At 30.1% G+C, this 25,409-nt stretch carries 19 protein-coding genes and 1 pseudogene; 8 read left to right on the forward strand and 12 right to left on the reverse strand.

Annotated elements, in window-relative coordinates; translation table 11 throughout:
- Positions 1-120: 120 nt before the first annotated feature.
- The 6 genes from A8C32_RS02075 to A8C32_RS02105 all read right to left on the reverse strand — a co-directional run bounded on the left by A8C32_RS02075 (position 121) and on the right by A8C32_RS02105 (position 9,267).
- On the reverse strand, positions 121-684 hold the full coding sequence (locus A8C32_RS02075) for a chorismate--pyruvate lyase family protein (RefSeq protein WP_069828789.1): 564 nt from the start codon (positions 682-684) through the stop codon (positions 121-123).
- Positions 685-1,669: 985 nt separating this feature from the next.
- Positions 1,670-4,474, reverse strand: coding sequence for a TonB-dependent receptor (locus A8C32_RS02085; protein WP_069828791.1), 2,805 nt, complete (start codon positions 4,472-4,474; stop codon positions 1,670-1,672).
- A gap of 174 nt (positions 4,475-4,648) precedes the next feature.
- Positions 4,649-6,268 (reverse strand): glucose-6-phosphate isomerase, encoded by a 1,620-nt coding sequence (gene pgi, locus A8C32_RS02090; protein WP_069828792.1) that lies wholly within the window; start codon positions 6,266-6,268, stop codon positions 4,649-4,651.
- A 3-nt stretch (positions 6,269-6,271) separates the two neighbouring features.
- The gene (locus A8C32_RS02095) at positions 6,272-7,603 is read right to left on the reverse strand and encodes a peptidoglycan DD-metalloendopeptidase family protein (protein WP_069828793.1); all 1,332 of its coding nucleotides are present in this window, start codon (positions 7,601-7,603) and stop codon (positions 6,272-6,274) included.
- Positions 7,561-8,478: a tryptophan 2,3-dioxygenase family protein gene (locus A8C32_RS02100; RefSeq protein WP_069828794.1), complete on the reverse strand. Its 918-nt coding sequence runs from the start codon at positions 8,476-8,478 to the stop codon at positions 7,561-7,563. The genes A8C32_RS02095 and A8C32_RS02100 overlap by 43 nt, the downstream gene beginning before the upstream one ends.
- A 6-nt stretch (positions 8,479-8,484) precedes the next feature.
- The gene (locus A8C32_RS02105) at positions 8,485-9,267 is read right to left on the reverse strand and encodes a DUF3108 domain-containing protein (protein WP_069828795.1); all 783 of its coding nucleotides are present in this window, start codon (positions 9,265-9,267) and stop codon (positions 8,485-8,487) included.
- Positions 9,268-9,671: 404 nt separating this feature from the next.
- On the opposite strand from A8C32_RS02105, the gene A8C32_RS02110 reads away from it, so the two are divergent.
- The gene (locus tag A8C32_RS02110) at positions 9,672-10,697 is read left to right on the forward strand and encodes a Ca2+-dependent phosphoinositide-specific phospholipase C (protein ID WP_165605773.1); all 1,026 of its coding nucleotides are present in this window, start codon (positions 9,672-9,674) and stop codon (positions 10,695-10,697) included.
- A gap of 82 nt (positions 10,698-10,779) precedes the next feature.
- On the opposite strand, the gene hppD is transcribed toward A8C32_RS02110, so the two are convergent.
- The 3 genes from hppD to A8C32_RS02125 form a co-directional block, all read right to left on the reverse strand.
- Positions 10,780-11,940 (reverse strand): 4-hydroxyphenylpyruvate dioxygenase, encoded by a 1,161-nt coding sequence (gene hppD / locus A8C32_RS02115; protein ID WP_069828797.1) that lies wholly within the window; start codon positions 11,938-11,940, stop codon positions 10,780-10,782.
- Between the two features lie 61 nt (positions 11,941-12,001).
- Complete coding sequence (locus tag A8C32_RS02120; protein WP_069828798.1) at positions 12,002-12,475, reverse strand: CCC motif membrane protein; 474 nt, start codon at positions 12,473-12,475, stop codon at positions 12,002-12,004.
- A gap of 121 nt (positions 12,476-12,596) precedes the next feature.
- Positions 12,597-13,754 carry a homogentisate 1,2-dioxygenase gene (locus A8C32_RS02125; RefSeq protein WP_069828799.1) on the reverse strand — a complete coding sequence of 386 codons (1,158 nt, stop codon included), beginning with the start codon at positions 13,752-13,754 and terminating at the stop codon, positions 12,597-12,599.
- Positions 13,755-14,019: 265 nt separating this feature from the next.
- Between A8C32_RS02125 and A8C32_RS21410 the strand changes: the two are divergent.
- Positions 14,020-14,382 (forward strand): annotated as a pseudogene (locus A8C32_RS21410) (transposase); the annotation flags it as partial.
- A 132-nt stretch (positions 14,383-14,514) separates the two neighbouring features.
- Here the strand turns inward: A8C32_RS21410 and A8C32_RS02130 are convergent.
- From A8C32_RS02130 to uvrC, 3 genes are all read right to left on the reverse strand, one after another.
- Positions 14,515-15,933 (reverse strand): T9SS type A sorting domain-containing protein, encoded by a 1,419-nt coding sequence (locus tag A8C32_RS02130; protein ID WP_069828800.1) that lies wholly within the window; start codon positions 15,931-15,933, stop codon positions 14,515-14,517.
- Positions 15,934-16,139: 206 nt separating this feature from the next.
- Positions 16,140-18,383, reverse strand: coding sequence for a patatin-like phospholipase family protein (locus A8C32_RS02135; RefSeq protein WP_240491670.1), 2,244 nt, complete (start codon positions 18,381-18,383; stop codon positions 16,140-16,142).
- A gap of 13 nt (positions 18,384-18,396) precedes the next feature.
- The gene (uvrC, locus tag A8C32_RS02140; protein ID WP_069828801.1) at positions 18,397-20,223 is read right to left on the reverse strand and encodes an excinuclease ABC subunit UvrC; all 1,827 of its coding nucleotides are present in this window, start codon (positions 20,221-20,223) and stop codon (positions 18,397-18,399) included.
- Positions 20,224-20,354: 131 nt separating this feature from the next.
- Between uvrC and A8C32_RS02145 the strand changes: the two genes are divergently transcribed.
- The 6 genes from A8C32_RS02145 to A8C32_RS02170 all read left to right on the forward strand — a co-directional run bounded on the left by A8C32_RS02145 (position 20,355) and on the right by A8C32_RS02170 (position 25,407).
- A complete protein-coding gene (locus A8C32_RS02145; RefSeq protein WP_069828802.1) occupies positions 20,355-20,780 on the forward strand; it encodes an ATP-dependent zinc protease family protein in 426 nt (141 codons plus the stop codon).
- Complete coding sequence (rimK, locus tag A8C32_RS02150; RefSeq protein ID WP_069828803.1) at positions 20,777-21,652, forward strand: 30S ribosomal protein S6--L-glutamate ligase; 876 nt, start codon at positions 20,777-20,779, stop codon at positions 21,650-21,652. Before A8C32_RS02145 ends, rimK begins: the two co-directional genes overlap by 4 nt.
- Positions 21,653-22,624, forward strand: coding sequence for a succinylglutamate desuccinylase/aspartoacylase family protein (locus tag A8C32_RS02155; RefSeq protein ID WP_069828804.1), 972 nt, complete (start codon positions 21,653-21,655; stop codon positions 22,622-22,624).
- A gap of 9 nt (positions 22,625-22,633) precedes the next feature.
- Positions 22,634-23,200: a 5-formyltetrahydrofolate cyclo-ligase gene (locus A8C32_RS02160; RefSeq protein ID WP_069828805.1), complete on the forward strand. Its 567-nt coding sequence runs from the start codon at positions 22,634-22,636 to the stop codon at positions 23,198-23,200.
- A gap of 332 nt (positions 23,201-23,532) precedes the next feature.
- Complete coding sequence (locus A8C32_RS02165) at positions 23,533-24,975, forward strand: PAS domain-containing sensor histidine kinase (RefSeq protein ID WP_069828806.1); 1,443 nt, start codon at positions 23,533-23,535, stop codon at positions 24,973-24,975.
- An 18-nt stretch (positions 24,976-24,993) separates the two neighbouring features.
- On the forward strand, positions 24,994-25,407 hold the full coding sequence (locus A8C32_RS02170) for a response regulator (RefSeq protein WP_069828807.1): 414 nt from the start codon (positions 24,994-24,996) through the stop codon (positions 25,405-25,407).
- Positions 25,408-25,409: the final 2 nt, after the last annotated feature.

The raw sequence follows: 25,409 nt of genomic DNA on the forward strand, positions 1-25,409 counted from the left end.
ATTATCCTTGTTGCAAAGCCTTCAGGATATTCAACGGTAGAAATTCTATTTTTTGATTGATGAAAACCTTAGATTTTAAAATTTTTCTCTAGCTCAAGGAAGAGAAAGTCTAAAGGAATTCTATTGATTAAAGTAGCTTATTGGAAATTTCTCAGTAATCATTCCTAATATTTTTAAGTTATTAGAAATTATGTAGGTTCTAGCTAAAAATCTGGTGCCTTGCTCTACATTAAAAAAAGGAGCTAAGCTATCACATAATTCAATTCGTATTTCTATAATATCTCTATACGTATCAATCTTTTCTTCTTTCCATAAATGACCAATTGGTCTATCTGTTTCTATTAATGCATCCTGACATTTTTGCGACATGTTTTCGAAAATAAAAGTCGAATTAGCATACACATAGTTCTCATTTTCATGACCTAGAAAAATCTCACGTCTTAATATTGGTGTTTCATTCTCACATAATTTACTCTCTTTACTACCACTTAAAGCCATTTCTTGAGTAATTTTCTTAACAGTAATATCTTTATGCGTGTAAAGTCTTAAAAGATCTGTGACGGTTCCATCTGTTACTAGTAAAGTTTTTTGGAATAAACTTAGACTGTTATCTTCTAATAAGATTTCATTGACAGGTAAAACTTTAATAATTTCATTTCTTTCTATGAGCGTACTCTGGATCATAACTATAATTTTTTGATAATTTTAAATATTAAAACTTACTGGAATTTATTATTATGTATTTTTCATCTATTGACCCTAAAACACAAACCAATATTATATGTTAAAAACTGGTTACAAATGTTTCATTTTGTTTCAAAAATCCTACCAACTCTCATGCAGACCTTCCTCACTGATTGCTTACATTAAAATTTTAATTTGCTACAGTTAATTAAAATCTTTTACTACAAATGAATTTCTTTTTTCAAAACAATTCACGAAAACCAATGTTCAGATTTTTACTTCAAAAATAAATATATAAACACTTATTTTTGTAATACAAATGTTACTAATATATAAATAAATGCCTGCAAATATAATACATATAGTGTTAATACGTAAGAAAATAAATATAATTATAACATATATGTTACCTATATGTTATCCCTATGTTGCTAAATTGAATATGAAAGAAATGGAAATAATCTCCCATATTTCTATAGTAAAAAGAGGTTCTGAAACATTGGTTCCTACATTGAATTGACCAATTGCATACCCAATAAATTCAAGGTAGGTATCATATAATGGGTGTTTTTACCGGTTACCTGTCTGTTTAGTGACAACATGTTGCACAACAAGATGGTTAAATAAAGTATGGAAAACCAATCCATTAATCCTAGCTTGTTTACAAAGAGGATTGTGGTACTTGAATAATGTTACCCAGAAATTTATAAAAAATTAATTAATATTTGTACTTACCCTGCTCATTATAACTGGTATCTTTTGAGAGTACTTTGTTATTAAAAGTGGAGAATGGTAGTGACCAGTCAATTGTTGTGGAGTCAATTTACTTTGCAGAGATCCCACCAAATCTTTCCTTTGTAAGCTAGATGCATAGTTTTAAAAATGATTTCTATGATATAAAAACAACAAACTCAAGATGCTTTATAACATAAAAAAACCGCTTCCTAAAGAAAGCGGTTTTGAAATTTTATAATCTTATTTTGGATTAGAAATTGTAACGTATTCCAAAGTTCCATGTTCTTCCAAATCCAAAGAAAACTTTGTTTTCAACATTGATTCCATTAAATGTAGTATCTCCAGTCTCTGCAAAAGTATTAGTAGCTGATTCTGCTATATAAACTTCATCAAATACATTGTTTACATTTAATCTTAAATTAACTGTATTGTCTTTATCCTTACCAACTTTAATTTTATATGATAATCCAGAATCTACTAAATCATAAGCAGGTAACTTTAAAGATCCTTTGTGATCTTCAGCGTTAAAATCTTCTGCATTAATATCTGCATATAAATTATCAGCTGTTCTCCAACTAGCATCAAAACTAAGACCTTCAATTGGCTTAACTACAATACCTAATTGTGAGGTAAACTGAGCAGCATCACCAACTTTTACTCCATCTAAATATAAAGTTTCTGATTGTTCAACGCCACCAACGACTATTGGTTGATTACCATCATCAAAATATGTAGCATTAACATTTCCACTATATTCCCAATTACCAACAGAAAGCATTCCATTTAAACTAACAAAATCGTTTATTTTGTAACTACCTTCAAACTCAACACCTGTATGAACTTGTTGAATTCCTAAAAGATTGGCATTAGCTTGTGTGTCGTCATTTCTATTATTTGGAGTTCCATTGACATCAAAAGAAGAAGATATATTTAAAAATCTATCTTTCCAAGACGTTCTATATAGGTTCACACTAGCTTTAAAATTATCTAAACGTAGTCCATACCCTAATTCAAACCCTAAAATCGTTTCGTTTTTTAAATTAGGATTCAATTCATTTCTAAAATTTATCCATACAGCGTCAAAATTAGGTTGCCTTGAATAAAACCCAGCATTAGCAAAAACATTATGGTTGTCATCAATATTAAAGTTTAATCCTCCTTTAACATTACCTCCTATAATATTTTCCCAATCAGTTTCTCTATTTTCAGGCGTCTCTAAGAAATATTCTACTCTTTGAAAACCTTGTTGTGAAATAGCTCCCTGAACAAAAGCAGAAACTTTATCTTTTTTATATTCTAATTGAGTAAATGCTCCAAGCCACCTCACCTTACCATCATTATAATAATCTATCTTTTTATCTTTATCAATACTTCTAAAAACATTCCATAATCCATCTAAATCTGATGCTGTAGCTTGCGTTACAACATTAAAAGGATTATTAATATTATCGTTATCTCTATACCCATCTGCTCCTAAAAAGTTATCAACTCTTCTATAGTGAATACCCTTATAAGACCTTAAATCAACTCCAAAATCCAAAGTCAATGTTTCGCTTAACTTCGAATTAAAATTAGCCAATGCACCAAACCAGTTATGAGAATTCATAGATGCTCTTCTTACAGCTCCATTTCTTCTTATTACCCCAGGTAATTCATTTGCTCCAGCATCTGCAACTGCACCATCTCTTAAACTATCATCATTAACAATAAATGTTCCTGTATAAGGGTCGACAGTATTTCCATAAACAAACCCATCATTAAAAGTAGTTTGAGTCCCTGAATTTGAAGCTACAATTTGATCCCAAAGCACCTCTCCATTATTAGGGTTTCTAAATTCACTAGAACTTGCAAAATTACCTCCCAAGCGTCCAATATCTCCTGTTCCTCCACCTCTACCAATAGATGCGTATAGTACTGTTGACAAAGATGACTTTTCATTAATATCCCAATCCCAGTTTAATGAAGCAATTGGCTTATGATAAAAATTCCTTCTCCATCCAAACTCTTCACCATTTAAAGAACCATGGTTGTAATTATATTTTCTACCATACTGCAAATAATCTTCTAAAGTAGCCATATTAAAAAAGCTAGTTGTTCTTTGATTATGCACTTGAGGTGCTCCTGTTACTGTTAATTGTAAATTATGATCTCCTTTGTCGTACCCGAAACCTAAAAAGTAATTATAACCTGTAAATTCTGTTCCCCGAACATAACCATCTCCAGCACTTCTACTCAAAATAACAGAAGTAGCAAATCCACTTTCCATTTTACCTGTCGAATATGATGTAACTGTTTTTAAGTAATTACTATTACCCGTTGTAAACCCTACTGAACCACCTTCTTTTCTATCGGTAGTCTTAGTAACAACATTAATAGTACCTCCAACTGAAGAAATAGCTAACTTAGATGACCCCAATCCTCTTTGAACTTGAATCCCTGTAGCAACATCACTTAATCCTGCCCAATTAGACCAAAATACAGCACCATTTTCCATATCATTAATTGGCACACCATTAATCATTACTGCAACATTTGTTTGATCAAAACCACGCACATTAATTCTTGCATCTCCAAAACCTCCACCAGATTTTGTAGCATAGATTGACGGTGTCGAATTTAATATCTCTGGTAATTCTTGGCTACCTAGTTTTTCTTGAATCTCTACAGCTTTAATAGTAGATACTGCCACAGGAGTTTCTCTATCCCTTGCAAAATCTACAACTCCTACAACTACAATTTCTTCTAAACTATTATCTGAAGATAGAGTAATATTTCCCAAATTTGTATTTCCATTAAATGGCAATGTAATGGTTTTGTACCCTACATAAGAAAGAACAACTTCTCCAGATGAAACTTGAGTAGTTAAGGTGAAATTTCCATCAAAATCTGAGGAAACACCATTGGTTGTTCCTTTTTCGACCACGTTTGCACCTGGTAGTGGTGAATTTAATTCAGCATCAATTATAGTACCTGTAACTGTACTTTGCGCAATCACTAGCGCACTACTAAACACAAAAGCTACGAGAGTAAATAAAAATTGAGTAGTTTTTTTCATTTTAAAAAGATTAATTAATTATTTTTTGAAATTAGTCCTTGCAAAACTACACATTATAACGTAATTTTTATTATGTAAACGTTAAGAAAATTAGCATTTTTAGTATACAAAAAAGCCTCATTATTACGAATAATGAGGCTTTTTTAACACTAAATAAATAATTTATATATTCTTTTATGATTTACTTTTATAATAACTCAACAAATTACTTGTGGAAGAGTCATGATTGCTAACTGCACTATTATTAAATTCTTGTAAAATTTTTGAAGCTAATTGCTTCCCTAACTCGACACCAAATTGATCGTAACTAAAAATATTCCAAATAATACCTTGTACAAATATTTTATGCTCGTACATCGCTATTAATTTCCCTAAACTTTCTGGAGTCAATTTATTTATAAAAAGGGTGTTCGTTGGTTTATTTCCTTTAAAAACTTTAAATGGAATAATGTCAGATCGCGTTCCTTCTGCAACAACTTCGTCTTCTGTTTTACCGTTAAGCAAAGCTTCTGTTTGTGCTAAAAAGTTAGAAATTAATTTGTCTTGATGGTCTTGATTACCATGTAAAGATTCTTTAAACCCAATAAAATCGGCTGGAATTAACTTGGTTCCTTGATGTATTAATTGAAAAAATGCGTGTTGAGAATTTGTCCCTGGCTCTCCCCATATTAATGTACCTGTTTCGTAATCGATTGGATTTCCATTTCTATCAATGCTTTTACCATTACTCTCCATAATACCTTGCTGCAAATACGTCGCAAACTGGTTTAAGTATTGAGAATAACCAATTATAGCTTCACTTTCTGCATTGAAGAAGTTATTATACCATACACTTAAAAGTGCTAATACAACAGGTATATTAGTATCGAAATCTTCATTCTTAAAATGCTCGTCCATTTTGTTAGCTCCTTTTAATAAGCTATCAAAATTATTATAGCCTACAGCTAAACTTATACTTAGTCCAACTGCACTCCATAATGAAAAACGACCTCCAACCCAGTCCCACATTGGGAAAATGTTGTTTTCATCTATTCCAAAAGATTTTACGCTTTCTATATTTGTTGATACTGCTACAAATTGTTTAGCTATAGCCTCTTCGTTTGCTGATTTTAAAAACCATTCTTTAATAGTATTAGCATTAGATAAGGTTTCTTGTGTTGTAAATGTTTTTGAAACAATAACAAATAAGGTTGTTTCTGGATTTAACTTTTTAATCACTTCATTTACATGATCGCCATCTACATTACTTACAAAATGCGTTGTTAAATGGTTTTTATAATATTGAAGCGCTTCTACTACCATTGCAGGCCCAAGATCTGACCCTCCAATACCAATGTTCACAACATCTGTAAATGCTTTTCCTGTATAACCTTTTCTATCTCCATTTATCACTTCATTAGTAAACGCTTCTATTTTTTCTTTTACCTGATATACTTCTGGTATAACGTTAACACCATCTACATTAAATTCGGCTGTTTTTGGAGCTCTTAAAGCTGTGTGTAAAACGGCTCTTCCTTCTGTTTGATTAATTATTTCACCTGAAAACTGACTTTTAATAGCTTCTTTTAGTTTAACATTATTAGCTAATTCAAGTAAATATTTAAAAGTCTCTTCAGTAATTCTGTTTTTTGAAAAATCAACATAAAAATCATCCCATTTTATAGTAAACTTATTTGCTCTGTCTTTGTCTTGAGCAAATAAATCTTTCATATGAACATCTTTAATGGTTTTAAAATGTTCTTGTAATTTTTTCCAAGATTCAGTATTTGTTGGATTTATGCTTGGTAATGCCATGAATTAATGGTTAAATGAAATTAGATTATTATTGTTATTATTACTTAAAGTATCTTTTATAATAGTATTTTCTTTAAATGAAACACTATCTAATTGATTTTTAATAGGCTTTATAAAGTCTAAATATTTTACTTTTAAAGAATCTGATATTGGTTTAGCTTCAGGTAATTTTTGTTTAAACGGATCTACTTGTTTACCGTTTTTCCAAAATCTATAGCACACATGAGGGCCTCCTGTATTTCCTGTCATACCTACCCAACCAATAACATCGCCTTGTTTTACAAATTCGCCTACTTTTGCTTTCCGCTTTTTCATATGAAGGTATTGTGTTTCATAAGTCGCATTATGCCTTATTTTTACATAATTACCATTACCTCCTCTGCGTTCAGATTTAGTTACTGTACCGTTAGCTGTAGCCATAATAGGTGTTCCAATAGGAGCTGCAAAATCGGTACCTCTGTGCGGACGTAATTTAAATCCATAAACTGCTATTCTTCGTTTTAAGTTATATCTAGACGATACTCTACTAAACTGTACTGGTGCTTTTAAAAAAGCTCTTCTTAAGTTTTTAGCTTCTTCATTAAAGTAATCCCTTATCTGTTTTACACTATCGGTTTCAAACTCAAAAGCGTAAAAAGGTTCTTTATTGTGCTCAAAATACGCTGCCTTTATATTATGCACTCCTGTATATATACTATCGTTAATATATTTATCGCTATAAAGAACTTTAAATCTATCTCCTTTTTGAAGCCTTCTAAAATCTATGGTCCATGCATAAATTTCATCTGCCATTTTATAAGCTAATCTTGGACTTAAACCTTGTTCTTCTAAAGTTTCTGAAATATTACTTGTTATAACACCCGTAGCTATTTTTTCTACATACTTAATAGGCTTTCGGCTATTATAAGCATAAATAGAGTCATGAAAGTTAATAACTACATATTCTTCTTGATTAGGCTGATAAATAAAACATTTTGGGAGTTCTAACGAGTCTTTAGAACATAAAAGTGTATAAGGTTTCCCTACTTGAAGACGTCTAATATCAAAAGTATCTTTAGCTTTTTCTGCTATTTGATATATTTTTGGATATTCTATATGGTTACGATCCAAAATAACTCCAAATGTATCTCCTCTTTTTATGGTATCTCTTTTAACTACATAGTCATTTAAATTGAAACCAAATTCTAAAATTTCTTTTGGTTTTTCAATAACTGCTAATTGTTGTTCTTCTACTACAGGCTTTGGATCATCTTTACAACTTATAAAGCATGACACTAGTACTACTAATAATATTAAATATTTGTTCCCCAATTTTGTATTTCTTTCTCTGTCCATAAATCTGGGAAAAAGATCCTTTTTTGGTATTTAGGATGCATATATTTTACCCATTCACTTCCTCCCGTTGCTTCTGCTGTTTTTCCTCCAATATTTAAATAATGATTGGCGGTATTATAATGTGCCATAACCCATTTTACATTAACAGTGTAATCGTAATGGCGCATTGCATTAATTAAATCTTTATTTGCTTTAGCCTCTTCTGGTAATGACTTAAATTTTGACCACAGGTTATTATTCTGATAAAATTTAGTAAACCTAATAAACTCATCTTTATAGCGATCTTCAAAAGCAGATAAGGTTAGCGTTTTTTTACCTGTTTTATAATCTTTACCAGCTGCTTGCCAATATAAATGCTCAAAAGCATGCTCATAAGACGAATCTCTATCAATAGAATCTCTAAATCTTTTATCTATTAGATTTATTAATTCTGTAGAAGCAAACTCTATTTTTCTATATTGTGCGCTTTGAAAACCACTTGCAGGTGTTAAAGTTGTTCTAAATTTATTGTACTCTTCTACATCCATTCCGTCTTTCATGATAACAAATGAAGATGTAAGCATATCAAAATAGCGACTAATTCTCATTAACTTTGAAGTAAAGAAAACCGCATCTATAGTATCGTTTTTTGCTACTTGTTCTATTTCTCCAAGTATCATTTTAAACAATAATTCATTAATCTGATGATACATGATAAATACCATCTCATCTGGAAAAACGGTACGTTGTACTTGAAGATTTAATAAGGCATCTGTTTGAATATAATCCCAATAATTAATGGGCTTACTGTGTAATAGCCCTTCTAAATGGACTTCTACATCTTGATCAATTGCCTCGTATTTTTCTTTTAATTTTTTGGTTATGTCAGAGTTCAAAATTCTTTAATTTTTAACAACTATTTTGAAAGGATGCTTTAAACCTTTAAAAGCTTCTAAATCTGCTCTCAACGATCCCACAGCCAAATCTGCTTTAATTCGCAAAGGTAGTTTATTTTTGTCTTTTGACACCCAAAGTGTTAAACTTTCTTCCTCTTTAAAAACACGCCCTGCCATAACATATGGCCTAAACTTTAAAGACTCTATTTCTCCAAAATCTGTACTAATAGTTTCTTCTCCTAAATACTTTAATTTAAAACCATAATTTTCCTCATCGAAAAACATATCGACCCTTACCTCATCACCTACTTTTAATTTACCTGTATCTAAGTTATTGCGTAAATAATAAAATGTAGATACCATATCTTGAATATTAGGCTTGGTATCTATAACTTTTTTAGTGTTATATTTTATATTATTCACATGCGCTTTATGACTCTTTTGATCAAAATCTATTTCTAAATTTTTGGTATGACCTCCTTCATCTATATTTCGAATAAACTTATATGGCATAATGGTTTTCTTATCGAAATAGCTCTCATACCTATCCTTTACTTTAAAAAACCATTTTATCATTCCTGTAGTCCAACCTTTTCCTACCACATGATAAACATCTTTGCTTTTTAATTTGGCATCTTTAACTGTAAGTGTTGCGCTTCCTGCTTTTAAAAAACCGCTATAGCTCATGTTAAATTTAAACCATTCACCATCTCCAAATGCAGATTCTTGCTGAGAAAAAGACATTTGTGTGATCAATATTACCGTTAATATAAGTAGTACTTTTTTCATTTTTTTTGGGTAATTATAATTGTAACTTCTTATTAGTTCATTTTATTGTTATTGCTTTAAGAAATTACAATTACTGTTCCAAAAATAAAAATTTTATTGTATTCTCTGTTATTTAGCTTGTTATAGTTCTATTTAGTTTGTCTTTAATATAGATAAAAAGTTACACGCTTAATTAAAATTACAAAAACCTAATAGCATTAAAAGTGCTATTGAATGCTATGTTTTATTAAATTATTATTAATTATTAGCATATTATATTACCTAAAGACTACCCATATTATTTAATTTTTAAATATCAATTTTCTCATTGTGAGCTGTTATGTTTTTACCTACTTTAGGTGTAAACTATGTACTACACATTGTTAATATTTATTTAATATGAAAAGAAAAAAACTATGAAAAAAATGAAATCGTCAATTTTATTAACTCTATTTTTTGCAATCCTTACACTAAGCGGTTGCCAGAAAGATGATATTTTAATTGAGAACACTACTGACTCTAAAGACACTAATGCAGCAAACACACAAAGATCCGGAATTAATTTTCCAAGATTACGCTATAACCAAGTTACTTTTAAAGGCTCTCATAATTCTTATGAAAGAAATGAAAGCATAGCAACACAATTAAACCATAACTTAAATCAAAAACATAATGATAATTGCTTAGCACTAGAATTCGATATTTGGAGAAATACATATACCAATATTACTAAACATAATATCCCTGAAGATTTTTGGGTTGTAGCTCATACTTTTCATCCTGGAAGAAGAAACAAATTATCTGGTTATTTAAAACAGGTGAAAGACTGGAGTAATAGTCACCCCAACCATATGCCAATTATGGTTAAACTTGACATTAAAAGTAACAATGGAGGATATCAAGAATTTCATAATCAAATTGACTTTTACTTAAGACGATTTATGGGAGATAATAAAATCTATTGGCCTAACCAAATGTTTAGAGATCGATCTAAAAGCTTAAGCTGGAATGTAAGGCAACATGGTTGGCCTACTATGGATCAATTACGCGGTAAAATTATTTTTGTTTTAACTGGTAATGGAAATTGGGGAATACGATATGCCGATTCTGGTCCTAAAAACCGTGTTTGCTATACAATGAGGGGTATTAACATGAAGTCTAAAGATTCTCCTGCTTACCACGCAAACCAAATAGTTTACAATAACCCTAATATTATTTTTTGGAATATTAGCATGAGAGATGCTAAAAAGAATGATCGTTTTGAACCTTTAGGAAGAGAATTAGCTAAATACAATATGATAACTAGGGTATATTCGGCTAATAATGAAGGCGACTGGTTATCTTGTATTAGAGCTGGGATTACGTGTATATCTACAGACAAAATACGAAACCATGGCTGGGCTAGAGCCTTTAGAGATCATTACCCTTTTACTAAGCGAAATGAAATTTAATTTCTTTAACTTTTATAGTTAATAGAATTAAAACTTAATAAAACGGCATATTTTGCAAACTCTGCAAATATGCCGTTATTTTTTAAAGCGTTCCTCTGTTTGCTTGTTCTCTTTCTATAGATTCAAAAAGCGCCTTAAAGTTTCCTGCTCCAAAGCCTTTTGCTCCCATACGTTGTATAATTTCAAAAAATAGTGTTGGTCTATCTTCTACAGGTTTTGTAAAAATTTGCAATAAGTAACCTTCCTCGTCTGCATCAATCATAATTCCTAAACTTTTTAAAGTTTCTATATCTTCTCTAAGTTCATGACTATGTTCTTCTAGTCGCCCAGGCACGGCTTTATAATAGGCTTCTGGAGGTGTAGATAAAAACTCAACACCTCTAGATTTTAATTGACTCACGGCTTTTATAATATCGTCTGTAGCTACAGCGATATGCTGGACTCCAGAACCTTCGTAAAAATCTAAATACTCTTCTATTTGTGATCGTTTTTTTCCTTTTGCCGGCTCGTTAATTGGAAATTTTATACGCCCGTTACCGTTACTCATTACTTTACTCATAAGTGCTGAGTATTCGGTATGAATTTGCTTATCATCAAAAGACAAAAAGTTTTCGAATCCCATAACGTCTTCATACCATTTCACCCAAGTGTTCATTTGACCCCAACCTACGTTACCTACCATGTGGTCTATATATTTAAGTCCTACGGGTTCTGGATTGTAATCGGATTTCCATGCTTGAAATCCTGGTAAAAATACTCCTTTATAGTTTTTGCGTTCTACAAACATATGTACCGTTTCTCCATAAGTATAAATACCTGCTCTAACAACTTCTCCATGTTCGTCTTTTTCTACAACAGGTTCCATATACGGTTTTGCGCCACGACTCGTGGTTTCTTCGTAAGCTTTTCTGGCATCTTCTACCCAAAGTGCTACAACTTTTACTCCATCTCCATGTTTCACAATATGGTTATTTATTGGAGATTTACTTGTTAATGGTGTTGTTAAAACTAAACGTATTTTATCTTGTTTAAGCACATAGCTTACAGACTCTTTTGAGCCTGTTTCTAGTCCTTTATAGGCATAAGATTGAAATCCAAATGCTGTTTTATAAAAATGTGCTGCTTGCTTTGCATTGCCTACATAGAATTCTACATAGTCTGTTCCTAATAATGGCAAGAAGTCTTGCGCACCTTCAAATATTTTTTCTAAACCGTAGTTTACTGATTTTATGTCTTTACTCATAATAGAACCCTGTTTAATCTTCCTAAAGGAAGAGATTCAAAACTGGGTGAATTTTGAATACTTAATTACTATTTTCTTTAATATTCGTTTGCAAATCAAACGAATCTAATATTATAGAATCTTGTTCTACTTCTTTATAATATTCTGAGTCATTGAATATGGTATCGTTTTCATATTTATAAGTTTCGAACTTATCAAAACTATTAAATTTATCTAAAATACCTGATGATAGCATAGTACCATAAAAAACTAAAACGCCTATGCCCCATAAAAATGTTACACCACTAAAAACAACAGCAATAATATTTAAAATCTTAGCTGTTGACACATTACTTTTAGTTTGAGCCGAGTACGCTTCTGGATTACTTGCATACTCTTTTAAACTTATATTCGCTGAAACCAAACCTATTATACCTATTATTAATGGTATAAATGCTAATATGCCATAGCAACAACACCCTACAAAACTTATAACTAATGCTATAATTCCTAAAATTAATGCTAATGGGTCTGCTGATAATTTACTTTGATTCATGTATTTTATTAAAGTGTTTATTAATTGTTCGTTTTTATTTTAGCCCTGATTGAAGCGGCATCCTTTTTTTGATTTTTCTTCAAACAAAGATATAGCGAAAAGCAGGATTAGCTCCTAAAAATTATTCTAACCAGGATTTATAATAACTTTCATCTGCTATTTTCATGGCTTCTTCTGTAACCATTAAAGGCTTAAAGGTATCTACCATAACAGCAAGTTCGTCGGTTTTTATTTTTCCAATGCTACGCTCTGTCGCTCCTGGGTGTGGTCCATGTGGTATACCTGCTGGATGTAAAGAGATATGTCCTGCATCTATATCGTTTCTACTCATAAAATCGCCATCTACATAATACAGCACCTCATCGCTATCTATATTACTATGATTGTAGGGTGCTGGGATGGATTGCGGGTGATAATCGTAAAGTCGTGGCACAAAACTACACACTACAAAGGCATCGGTTTCAAACGTTTGATGTACAGGTGGTGGTTGATGAATACGTCCTGTAATAGGCTCGAAATCGTGTATTGAAAAGGCATATGGATAGTTATAACCATCGTAACCAACAACATCAAATGGGTGCGATGCATATACCATTTCTATAATATCATCTTGCTTTTTTACTTTAATTAAAAACTCACCACTTTCGTTATAGGTTTCTAATTCTTGCGGCCTACGAATATCGCGCTCACAATATGGTGCATGCTCTAACAATTGGCCAAACCAGTTTCTATAGCGTTTTGGTGTATAAATTGGCCTGCGAGATTCTACAATGAAGAGTCGGTTATCCTCGGTATCAAAATCTATTTTATAAATAATACCTCTGGGTACTAACAGGTAATCGCCGTATTTAAAATTAAGATTCCCTAAATGTGTTCTTAACTTTCCTGTGCCTTTATGAATAAAAATAAGTTCATCGGCATCGGTATTTTTATAAAAATAATCGCTTATAGATTGTTTTGGAGCTGCTAAAATAATAGCACAATCACTATTTACTAAAACTGTTTTTCTGCTTTCTAAATAATCCTGTTCTGGCTTTACTTGAAAGCCTTTTAAACGGTAGGATTGTATATTATTGGCCTTAGCTATTTTTGGCGCTACACTGTATTGCTTTTTTATGGCTTTTACCTGTGTAGGTCGCTGCTCGTGATAACTGTTCGTAGACATACCATCAAACCCTATAGTTCCAAATAATTGCTCATAATACAAGCTACCATCTAATTTTCTAAATTGGATATGACGTTTATGCGGAATACGTCCTAATTTATGATAAAAAGGCATTGTTTTAAATATTAAAAGGTTAGCCCTATCAACGATGCTTAAACTAAGTAATGTTGGGCACGCTTAGGGCGACAATAAATTAAAATGTGATACTGTATAAAGATACAAAAATGCCTGCCTATTCAGGATTTCTCTTGATAAGATAATGAAGAAACTGTAATAAATCTTTCCAAAAAAGTGTCATAATATCACAAATATCGTAATTATTTTTAATATAGTTGAAATATTATTTGATATGACTTAAATTCTTGTATTAAAATTAAATGTAGTGCGGAAAGATAAAAAAGCTTTTTCCAAGGATATGAAAGCAATTTACAATGCACCACCAAACAAGTTGCTAAAGCTGCTTTAAATGACTTTACTAAAACATGAGAATCTAAGTATTCTTACGCCATTAAAAGCTGGATAGACAATTGGGAGGAACTAACAATTTTTTATGAGTTTCCTTTATAGATTAGAAAAATTATCTATACAACCAATTTAATTGAAAACCTCAATGGAAAAATTAGGAAATACACTAAAAACAAGCTCTCATTCCCAACCGATGAAGCTATGAAGCTGTTATGAAATCTACGTTTTTAACCTTAAGAGAGGCCTATAAAAATGGTCTATGCCAATACATAATTGAGGAATAATACTATATCAATTTTTAGGTATATTTGAGAAAAGGGTTCAACTATAATTAAGTCAAACCCTCGATATTCTTATTTACACACTTTACGGGATAGTGTCTAATTTTTAATAGATTTCTATCTCAAAATTAGTTTTTAATTATTTTTTGTGTTCTAATTTTAGATTTCAAAAAATATACTCCTGATTTAAAATTGATAAGATTTATTTTATTCACACCAGAATTATCTACAGTTATACTTTTTAATAATTTACCATCAATGGAATAAATACTTATCTGCTCACCAAATTCAGTATTTACTAAATTAATTTCTGAAGTAAAGGGATTTGGATAGGCTAATATTTTTGATGAATCAATATTTGCTTCCACATCATCACTACTTAAGCTACTATCATTTAAAATAGCAGGATAAAATGTTCCTCCAGTTGGTGCAGAATTTCTTAAAACTCTAGGTTTACTATATTGATCAAAAACAAATACTTTATCACTACCTCCAAATTGACTTGAGTTATTTTTTCCGCTAACATCGTTATTAAAAATAATATTATTTTCTCCAGGTTTTCTATGTCCATAACTTGATCCACCAGAAGCAAAAGCTCCCCATGAACGCCACTGCTCGCTTTTAATTTTATTTTTTTCAACTAAATTGAAGCCATCATCATCATTATGAAAGTTAACATCAACTTCTAAATCACAGTTAATTACAACATTGTATTTAGCACCTAATTGAATAGTAAAATGACGAATTCTTCTTACGCGTTCGTAAGCAATTAAATTATAGTCTCCACGAATATCATAATAGCCGTTTCCTCCTCCTCCTTTATTGAAACATGCATCAACAAAATTACCTCTAAAAGTATTATTGTTTCCCATAATTTCAATAGGATCTGATCCTGAATTTTTAAAAATACAGTTATCTACCCAGCAGTTCTTACTCTTAGAATCAATTCTAACAAATGTAACATACATATCTTTAAGACCTTCTGGATTATTTCCAAAACATTTATCTCCACAATACTTGTTTCTATTTACATTTTTATCATCATAAATAGTTACATCTTTTTTCGGAATATATTCCATACTTAAATCCTCAATACCAGAATTTTTAGATTCTTTAAAAATAAAAGTTTTTTTATCGTTACTTCCATTAGAACGAATAGTAACATTTAATTTTACAGCTTCTTGATTTTCTCCTCTTAGCACCACATTACTTTTAATAGTAATAGGCTTATCTATATTATATTCTCCCTCTTTTAATAAAATTACACTAGTTTTTCCTCCTGTATCAAGGGAATCAATAGCCTCTTGTATTCCATCGGAATCAGTGGGTTTTATTTCTTTTTTTACAACTAATGAATTTCTGGAAGGAATCCCATTTTTAACACCGGCTTTTTGCCATTCCTTCATAAAAGGGTAGTTCGCATCGTTTTTCGAATTGTCGAAAGTTACACCTGTGTCACCTATTCTGGTTTGAGCAATTGTTTTATTGCCGCACATAAGTAGTCCAACGAATGATACACTTAGTAGTAATGATTTAATAAATTTCATGATTTTTCGTAGATATTGTTTTAATAAATTTGAAAGACATTCTACACAATATACGGAAGATTAAGCCTATTGGATTAGTTGTATTATTTTTATTTTAAAAATATTTAACCCGCTACTTAATTAAATTAATCAGTCTCAAAATCTGTGAAATTACACCATAAAACTAGTGAACTAGAAGTTTTTTTAACTTATTGTACTCTTTAATTTCAAAACCAAAACCCAATATTAAAATACCAAATACTTGCCTTTTGTTCTGGTGAATAACTATACTTACCTTGAATTGGACCTAAAAAAGTATCAATAGCATAACCTAAACCATATCCTCTATAGTCTGGAAGCGTAAACCATTCTCCAGAATCGAAAATATTATTATCTATATTTGCCCAATTTCCCTCTAGAGTTATATGATGTTTCTTAAAAATCTCATAATCGACAACAACAGAAGTTTTCATATAACTATTACCTGTTAGCGAAATAAAATCATACCCAATAAAAGGAACAAAATTATTAATTAAATTATTACCATAACCTCCAAGAGCAAAATCTAATGTTTGAGTAGAGTTATCTCCTAATTTAAAGCCTGAACTAGCTCTTAAGTTAAATGCAAATTTATCTGAAAGACTAAAAACATAACCTAAATCTGCATTAAAAATTGAAAAATTCTCAAAATCCTCATTAAAACTAGTAGCCAATAAATACATATGGACATCTCCATTAAAATACACGCCTCTTTTAGGAAAATATTTATCATCATAAGTATCTAATTTTATCCCCCCAAAAACACTAAAATAATCTGTATTTTCAAAAATAAATTCATCAGATAGAGTATTTGAAACTATTGTTTCCGATTTTACCTCAATACGTTTGTGCTCTAAACCAAGACTAATCGCAAAATCTTTTCCAAATAATGTTTGCAAATAAAATTGATTCGTTTGATCCTGAAATTCGACATCTATTTTATTTAAATTATTTGCAATTATCTGAGAATCTTCTAATAATAATTCTGCACTTATATTTTTATGAAATTGGTTAAATCTTGACTTTAACCCTATACTCCAATAAAACCCCTTATCAATTAAATACTCAAAATTATATCTTACGTTATCTCCTAAAACAAGATCGAAAGACGCCATATCATTATCAAATAATAAATGTTTTTTAGTTAAGTTTACAAGTATTCCACTCTTATATAAATCATCATAATGAATGCCTAATTTTAAAAAGGTGCTTATCTCCGCTTCTTTCACATCTGCAATAAGGTCATACCCTTTTATCGTTTTTGTGTTTTTTAATTCATACTCAAAAACGTCAAAATTATTTGTAGCGACTAAGTTATTGACTCCCTTTCTAAAGTCGTTATAACATATTTTTTCACCACTTTTTAATTTAAGTTTCCCTAGAATATAAGACCTAGTATACTTTCCATAACCATCTAAAGCTATATTATTAATTGTTATACTATCTTTGGGTTGGATTTTAATTTTTTGAACTCTTCTCTTACTTCGCTTATTCGGTTTTATTTTTTTTAAAGCTTCTATTTTAGTGATACCTGCTTGCCTACCTTTTTCTATAATTTCACTACCTTTTTCAAAGGCTACTACACTATAGTCTTTAATATCTGGTTTAATATAAATATCTGTTTTCCTCACCTTTAGTTTCATATCATTAATCGTCCTAAAGTTGTTGATTTGAAGTAAAACATCTGGTGCTGTAGTTAGTCTTTCCCTATTTAATAATCCATCTTGAACATCAACCCCTATAACAATATTTACTCCTTTAGCTCTTAACTCATCAATAGGATAATTGTTAACAACACCTCCATCAATTAAAACTTGGTCATCAATAATTACAGGCTGAAATAAGGAAGGTAAGGCTGAACTTGCCATAACACTCTGCGTTAAATTCCCCTTTTCTAATAACACTTGTTTCCCTGTTTCTATATTCGTAGCCATACAGAAAAATGGAATAGGTAATTTACTAAAATCTCTTATCTCGTTAACATGAAGCATTAATTTTAAAAGTAAACTATATGTATTGTGTCCTTTAGAAAGTGCAGATGGTAACTTTATTTTAAAATTATCAAAAGGTAATTTCACCGCATACTTTTCTGCATTTTTACGCTCATAAAAAGCTTTAGAAGACCTTGGCAAATCATCATTAATAATTTTACTAAAGTCTACTTTTTTAAATATAGAATCCAATTGCTTACCAGAATAACCCGAAGCATATAATGATCCTAACACAGCTCCCATACTGGTCCCTGCTACGTAATCTACTTTTATACCCAAACTATCTATTACCTTTAACACACCTATATGAGCTAACCCTTTTGCTCCACCTCCACTTAATACTAACCCAACTTTAAGGTTCTTTTCTTGTACTTTCTCTTGTGCTTTTACAGAAAATAAAGCAAATAAAAATAGGGCTGATATGGCAATTTTATAATTCAAATAGTGTTTTTATTTAATCTAGATTGTTTTTTGAATGTTTATCCTTTAATGCATTATGGTAATAATTATATACTTTTTCTGCTCTAGAAACACCTATAACAGTCTCTAATTCATCTAATTTCGAATTAGCTATACGCTTAGTTGATTTAAAATGTTTTAATAATTCTACAACGGTTTTTTCACCTATCCCAGGGATGGTTTCAAGTTCTGTATTTAAAGCCTTTTTACTACGTCTATTTCTATGATGCTCAATACCAAAACGATGGGCTTCATTACGTAATTGCTGAGTAATTTTTAGGGTTTCACTTTTTTTATCTAAATACAATGGAAAAGGATCATTTGGATAAAATAACTCCTCTAAGCGTTTTGCAATACCTATAATAGCTATTTTTCCTCTTAGACCTAGTGCATCCAAACTTTTTAAAGCTGAAGATAATTGTCCTTTACCTCCATCAATTATAATAAGCTGAGGCAAAGGTTGTTCTTCTTCAAGTAAACGTTTGTATCTACGATATACGACTTCTTCCATAGATGCAAAATCATCTGGTCCTTCTACTGTTTTTATATTAAAATGCCTGTAATCCTTTTTGCTTGGCTTACCATTTTTAAATACGACACAGGCAGCTACAGGATTAGTACCTTGAATATTAGAATTATCAAAACATTCTATATGTCTTGGTTCTTCAGAAAGTCTTAAATCTACTTTCATTTGTGCCATAATTCTATTAACATGCCTATCTGGATCGGTAATCTTTATTTGCTTAAAACGCTCCATTCTATAGTACTTAGCATTTCTAAGTGATAAATCCAAAATATGTTTTTTATCTCCTAATTGCGGAACAGTTACCTTAACATCCTCACCTAAATCGACCTTAAAAGGCACATAAATTTCTCTCGAATTAGAATTGAATCGTTGTCTTATTTCAATAATTGCTAATTCTAACAACTCTTGATCTGTTTCATCCAATTTCTTTTTAATCTCTAAGGTATGAGAACGAATGATAGATCCATACGATAATTGTAAAAAATTAATATAACCATAACCTTCATCACTCATTATAGAAAACACATCTACATTACTAATCTTAGGATTTACAATGGTAGATTTAGCTTGATAATTTTCTAAAACTTCAATTTTCTCTTTGATTTTTTGAGCCTCTTCAAATCGCATCTCTTCAGCAAACTGTTTCATTTGAGTTTTAAACTGCGATAACGAATCTTTAAAATTCCCTTTTAAAATCTCTTTTATCCCCTTTATATTCTCATAATATTCTTCCTCTGTTTCTAAGCCTTCACACCCACCTTTACAATTCCCTAAATGAAACTCTAAACACACCTTATATTTACCTGCATCTATTTTATTTTCACTTAAATGATAATTACAGGTTCTTAATGCATACAAACCTTTTATTAAATCAAGTAATGTAGATACTGTTTTCATACTGGTATAAGGTCCAAAATACTCACTGCCATCTTTAAAAATACGACGTGTAGAAAACACTCTTGGAAATCGTTCTTTTTTTATACAAATCCACGGGTAAGATTTATCATCTTTCAGTAATACATTATAGCGTGGTTGATACTTTTTAATAAGGTTATTTTCTAATAACAAAGCATCTGTTTCTGTATCTACTACAATATGTTTTATGTCTACAATTTTTTTTACAAGAACTCTAGTTTTACCACTATCATGAGTTTTAGTAAAATACGAACTAACCCGTTTTTTTAAATTCTTGGCTTTACCAACATAAATAATAGTTCCTTCTTTATCATAATATTGATAAACTCCAGGTTGACTTGGTAATGTTTTTAATTGTATATTTAAATCAGGAGTATCCATCCAATCAAAGGTAATTATTTTAATTTTTTATTGTTAAAATAACAACCTTATTAATCTGTTAAATTTTTGAGTTAAATAAATTTTTCAAGTTACTAATTTATTACATTGCATCACTTTCTTAAAAAAGTGAAATGAGTAAAAAAACTATTGGTCGTGTTGATATTATTGACTTCCCAAAACTAGGCTTATACAATATTGATGTAAAAATTGATACTGGCGCTTATACATCTGCTATTCATTGTTCTAAAATTATAGAAGAAAATAATATTTTAAGATGTATTTTTAATAGTAAAGTACACAAAAATTTTGGTGAAATAGAAATTATTTTTGATACCTTTTGGAAAACTAATGTAAAAAGTAGCAATGGTTACAAAGAAAACAGATATAAAATAAAATCTGAAGTTATAATGTTTGGAAAAATATATAAGATTAACTTAACTTTAAGTACTAGAGATGATATGAAATTTCCTGTACTTTTAGGCAGACAATTTCTAAAACGAAAATTTATGGTTGATGTCGATTTACAAAATATTTCTTATAACCTTAAAACCTTATGAATATAGTTATCCTTTCCAGAAACCCACATTTATATTCTACTGACAGATTAGTTACTGAAGGAGAAAAACGTGGTCACATTATGGAGGTTATAGACCCTCTAAAATGTGATATCATAATCGAAAACGGGAAACCAACCATTTATTATAAAGACCGTTATTTAAATTATGTTGATGCAGTGATTCCAAGAATTGGTACTTCTGTTACCTTTTATGGATGTGCAGTTGTTCGTCAATTTGAAATGATGAATGTATTTACATCGGTTACATCAGACTCTATTATACGATCTAGAGATAAACTGCGTAGTTTCCAAAGGCTTTCTAAAGCAGGAATTGGTATGCCCAAAACAGTATTCACTAATTATTCTAGAGATGTAGAAAAGGTTATTGATCATGTTGGAGGAACTCCAGTTATTATTAAACTTCTAGAAGGTACACAAGGCATAGGTGTTGTTCTAGCCGAAACTAAAAATGCTGCCGAATCTGTATTAGAAGCTTTTAATGGATTACAAGCCAGAGCACTTGTTCAAGAATACATATCTGAAGCTAAAGGTGCCGATTTAAGAGCCTTAATTGTAGATGGCCAAGTCGTAGGAGCTATGAAACGTCAGGGTGAAGAAGGTGAATTCCGTTCAAACTTACACCGTGGTGGTTCTGCAGATATTGTTAAATTAAATGATGCTGAACTAAAAGTTGCTATTAAAGCTGCTCGCGCTTTAAAGCTACCTGTTTGTGGAGTAGACATGTTACAATCTGCTCGTGGACCGCTACTACTAGAAGTAAACTCTACACCTGGCTTAGAAGGTATTGAAACTGCAACTAATAAAAACATTGCTAAAAGTATCATTACTTTTATTGAAAGAAACAGACTGTAAATGACTCAAACGAATAAGGATATTCTAACCATTCTTGGCACATCAATTAAGCTTGGAGAAAGCAAAGAGGTTAATTTTGATGTTGCAAACCTACATACCTCAACATCTGTTAACGTTCCTGTTATTGTTGAGCGTGCAAAAAAATCTGGCCCAACAGTATTATTTACTGCTGGCATACATGGAGACGAAGTTAATGGCGTAGAAATTGTTAGACAACTTATAGCTAAAGGAATAAATAAACCTAAACGAGGAACTATTATTTGCATGCCGGTTATTAATGTTTTTGGTTTCATTAATTTAAAACGTGAATTTCCTGACGGCAGAGATTTAAATCGTGTTTTCCCAGGTACTCCCACAGGTTCTTTAGCAAGTAGAGTTGCATATAAATTAACACACGATATTATACCTCATGTAGATATAATTATAGATTTTCATACAGGTGGATCTGGTAGATTTAATGCTCCACAATTAAGGTTTTCAAAAGAAAATACAAAGTTAAATGATTTAGCAAAAGCTTTCGGGGCTCCATTTGTTTTATATTCTAAAAATTTATCAAAATCATTTAGAACGACATGCTATAAATTAGGCAAATCATTATTACTTTTTGAAGGAGGCAAATCATTTCATATAGATGACATTGTTACTAATTCTGGAGTTAATGGTTGTAAACGTATTTTAAAACATTTAGGAATGTTAAATATAAATTTTAAAGCCTACGCTCCTAAAAAAAATTGTGTTTTCATTGATGAAAGTCGGTGGAAACGTGCTAAATATTCAGGGATGTTTAAAGCCTCTGTAAAAATAGGTGATCATGTAGAAAAAAGAGACATCCTAGGTAATATAACAGACCCTTATGGTAAATTCAATTATTCTGTAAAGGCCGAAAATAGTGGCTACATTATTAATGTAAATGAATCTCCTATTGTATATCAAGGTGATGCCTTATTTCATATTTCGACTAAACTACATTAACCTTATTTTATGACAAAAAAAGAGCTTCGAAAAAAATACAAAATACTTCGTAATAATTTATCAATAGAGAACATTGACGATTTAAGTATTTCTATTGCAAATCAATTACTCAAATTATCCATTTGGGAGCATACATTTTATCATATTTTTCTATCTATTGAAGAGCAAAAAGAAGTCAATACAGATTATATACTAAATATTCTATCTGGTAAAGACAAAAATATTGTCATTCCTAAAAGTGATTTTAAAACAGGCGATTTAACAAATTATCTTTTAACAGATAATACTGTTATTAAAAAGAATGATTACAACATCCCTGAGCCTATTGACGGTATTGAAATTTCTAATGATAAAATAGAAATTATTTTTATTCCTCTATTAGCTTTTGATAAATCTGGGAATCGTGTAGGTTATGGTAAAGGATTTTACGATCGTTTTTTAGCTAATTGCAAACCTGAAGCTATAAAAATTGGACTTTCTTTTTTTGAAAGTGAAGAAATAATATTCGATATTTTTGAAAACGACATTAAGCTAAATTATAGTATCACACCTAAACACATATATAAATTCGTATAATAACATTCAACTCTTTTTTAAATTTATTATCAAAAAGATACTTGAGTTGGACTACCTAATAAACTTGCTACATTAATTGAATCCTCATTTTTTTAAAGACTTTTATTAAAAAAACCATAACCTCCTTCAAAAAACAGTCTCTTTTTATTTGTAAAAAAAACCTATAAAAAAACAAATAACGTAGGTTTTAAAATACTTAAAAGAAAGAATAAGACTACATTATGCAGTCTAAAATTGTTTTTAGTCGTAAAAAAACGTGTTTAATCGAGTAATTAAGCAAAATACTATATATTTGAATTTAAGATACTTTTAACTATAATTATATTCTAAGTTTGATAAAATCAATAGAAAATAACTCCACCAATAATCTAGAAAAAAGTTTTTGGTTAATAAAAGAAGGTTCATGCTATTGGTCACTAGGTTTTTTTAAAATTTTAAAAAAGAAAGTTGATAATGAGAATATGAACTTTCAATACTTTTTAGATAATTATCTTAAAAAAGAAGATAGATCTGTATTTATAAATAACTATTATGGTTTTCTTAATAATGATATTAGCTTCACGCAAGTCATAAAAATAAAAAACAAAAACGACAAATACAGAGAGTTTACTGCCAAAACAATTAATAAACTTGATGAAAATGCCAACGAATTAATTAAGGCTATTTGCTTTAAAAAGAAAAAAATTAAAACCGTAAAAAAAGTAAGTAGCGATCTTTTTTATTATCAAGAAACATTAGAAATGACAGGTACCGGAAGTTGGTACGTTGATTTTTTAAAGCAAAAAAGTTATTGGGATTCACAAGCCAGACAAATTTTAGAATATCCAGAAAATTATATTCCATCGGTAAGTAAATCTATAAATTATTACGCAAGTGAACACCAAGAGTTAGCAATGAAATTATTTACAGAATGTGGTATGTCTGGTAAAGCATTTGATAATGAAATAAAAATGCTAACTGCTAACCATAAAAAAATATGGGTTAGAGCTATTGGCAAACCTGTTTACAACAAAAAGCAAGAAATTATAGGTTTACGAGGTGTTTTTCAAAATATAGATGAAGCAAAAACAAAAGAGTTAACATTAAAAAAGACATCTGAAGTTATTGCATCACAAAATTCTAGGCTTTTTAATTTTGCACATATAGTTTCTCATAACCTAAGGTCGCATACAAGCAATTTATCACTTGTTTTAGAACTTATTGACAATGTAGAATCTAATCAAGAAAAATTTGAGTTATTTGAGAGTATTAGAGAAATTTCAAAAAGCTTGAATACTACTATAGATCACCTAAATGAAGTAGTAACTATTCAAACTAGAACCTATAATAATAAGGTACAAACTCATTTTAATGATACATTGGATATTATAAAGACATCTATTGGGCATATTCTTAAAGAAACAAACTCAACAATAATATCAAATTTTGATGAATTGAAATATATTGATTATATTCCAGCTTATTTAGAAAGTATTTTATTAAATTTAATAACTAATTCTATTAAGTATAAACATCCAGAAAGGAATACTATTATAACAATAAAAAGTTATATTGAGGATGATAATAACTACTTAACAATAAGTGATAACGGTATTGGTCTTGATATGGAAAAATTTGGAGACAAACTTTTTGGTATGTACAAAACTTTTCATCGAAATTCTGACGCAGTAGGAATTGGATTATTCATAACTAAAAATCAAATAGAATCTCTCAATGGCCAAATTTTCGTAGAAAGTAAAGTCAATACAGGTACAACATTTAAAATTAAATTTTAATTAATCTAACCACAACCTATGCAACTTCCTAATATTGAATTAGCCTGTATCATTGATGATGATGGTATATACGTGAATCTTGTAAAAAAAATCATTGAAACCAAAAAACTCTGTAAAAACCTCTTAATCTTTAATAACGGAAAGGAAAGTATTGAATATTTTGAGGCATTATTACAAAACCTTAGTGCAGATAAAATCCCCGAAATTATATTTTTAGACCTTAATATGCCTATTATGGATGGTTGGGAATTTTTAAAACGTTTTACTAAAATTAAAAATAGGTTTAACAAACAAATCACCTTATATATTGTTAGCTCATCTATAAATCCAATAGATATTGACAGAGCAAAATCACTCTCCACAGTTAAAGATTACCTAATAAAACCAGTAAATATTAAAGAATTAGTAAATATTTTTAAAAGAAGCGCATAACT

Source organism: Flavivirga aquatica, from assembly GCF_001747085.1.
Classification (GTDB): domain Bacteria; phylum Bacteroidota; class Bacteroidia; order Flavobacteriales; family Flavobacteriaceae; genus Algibacter_C; species Algibacter_C aquatica.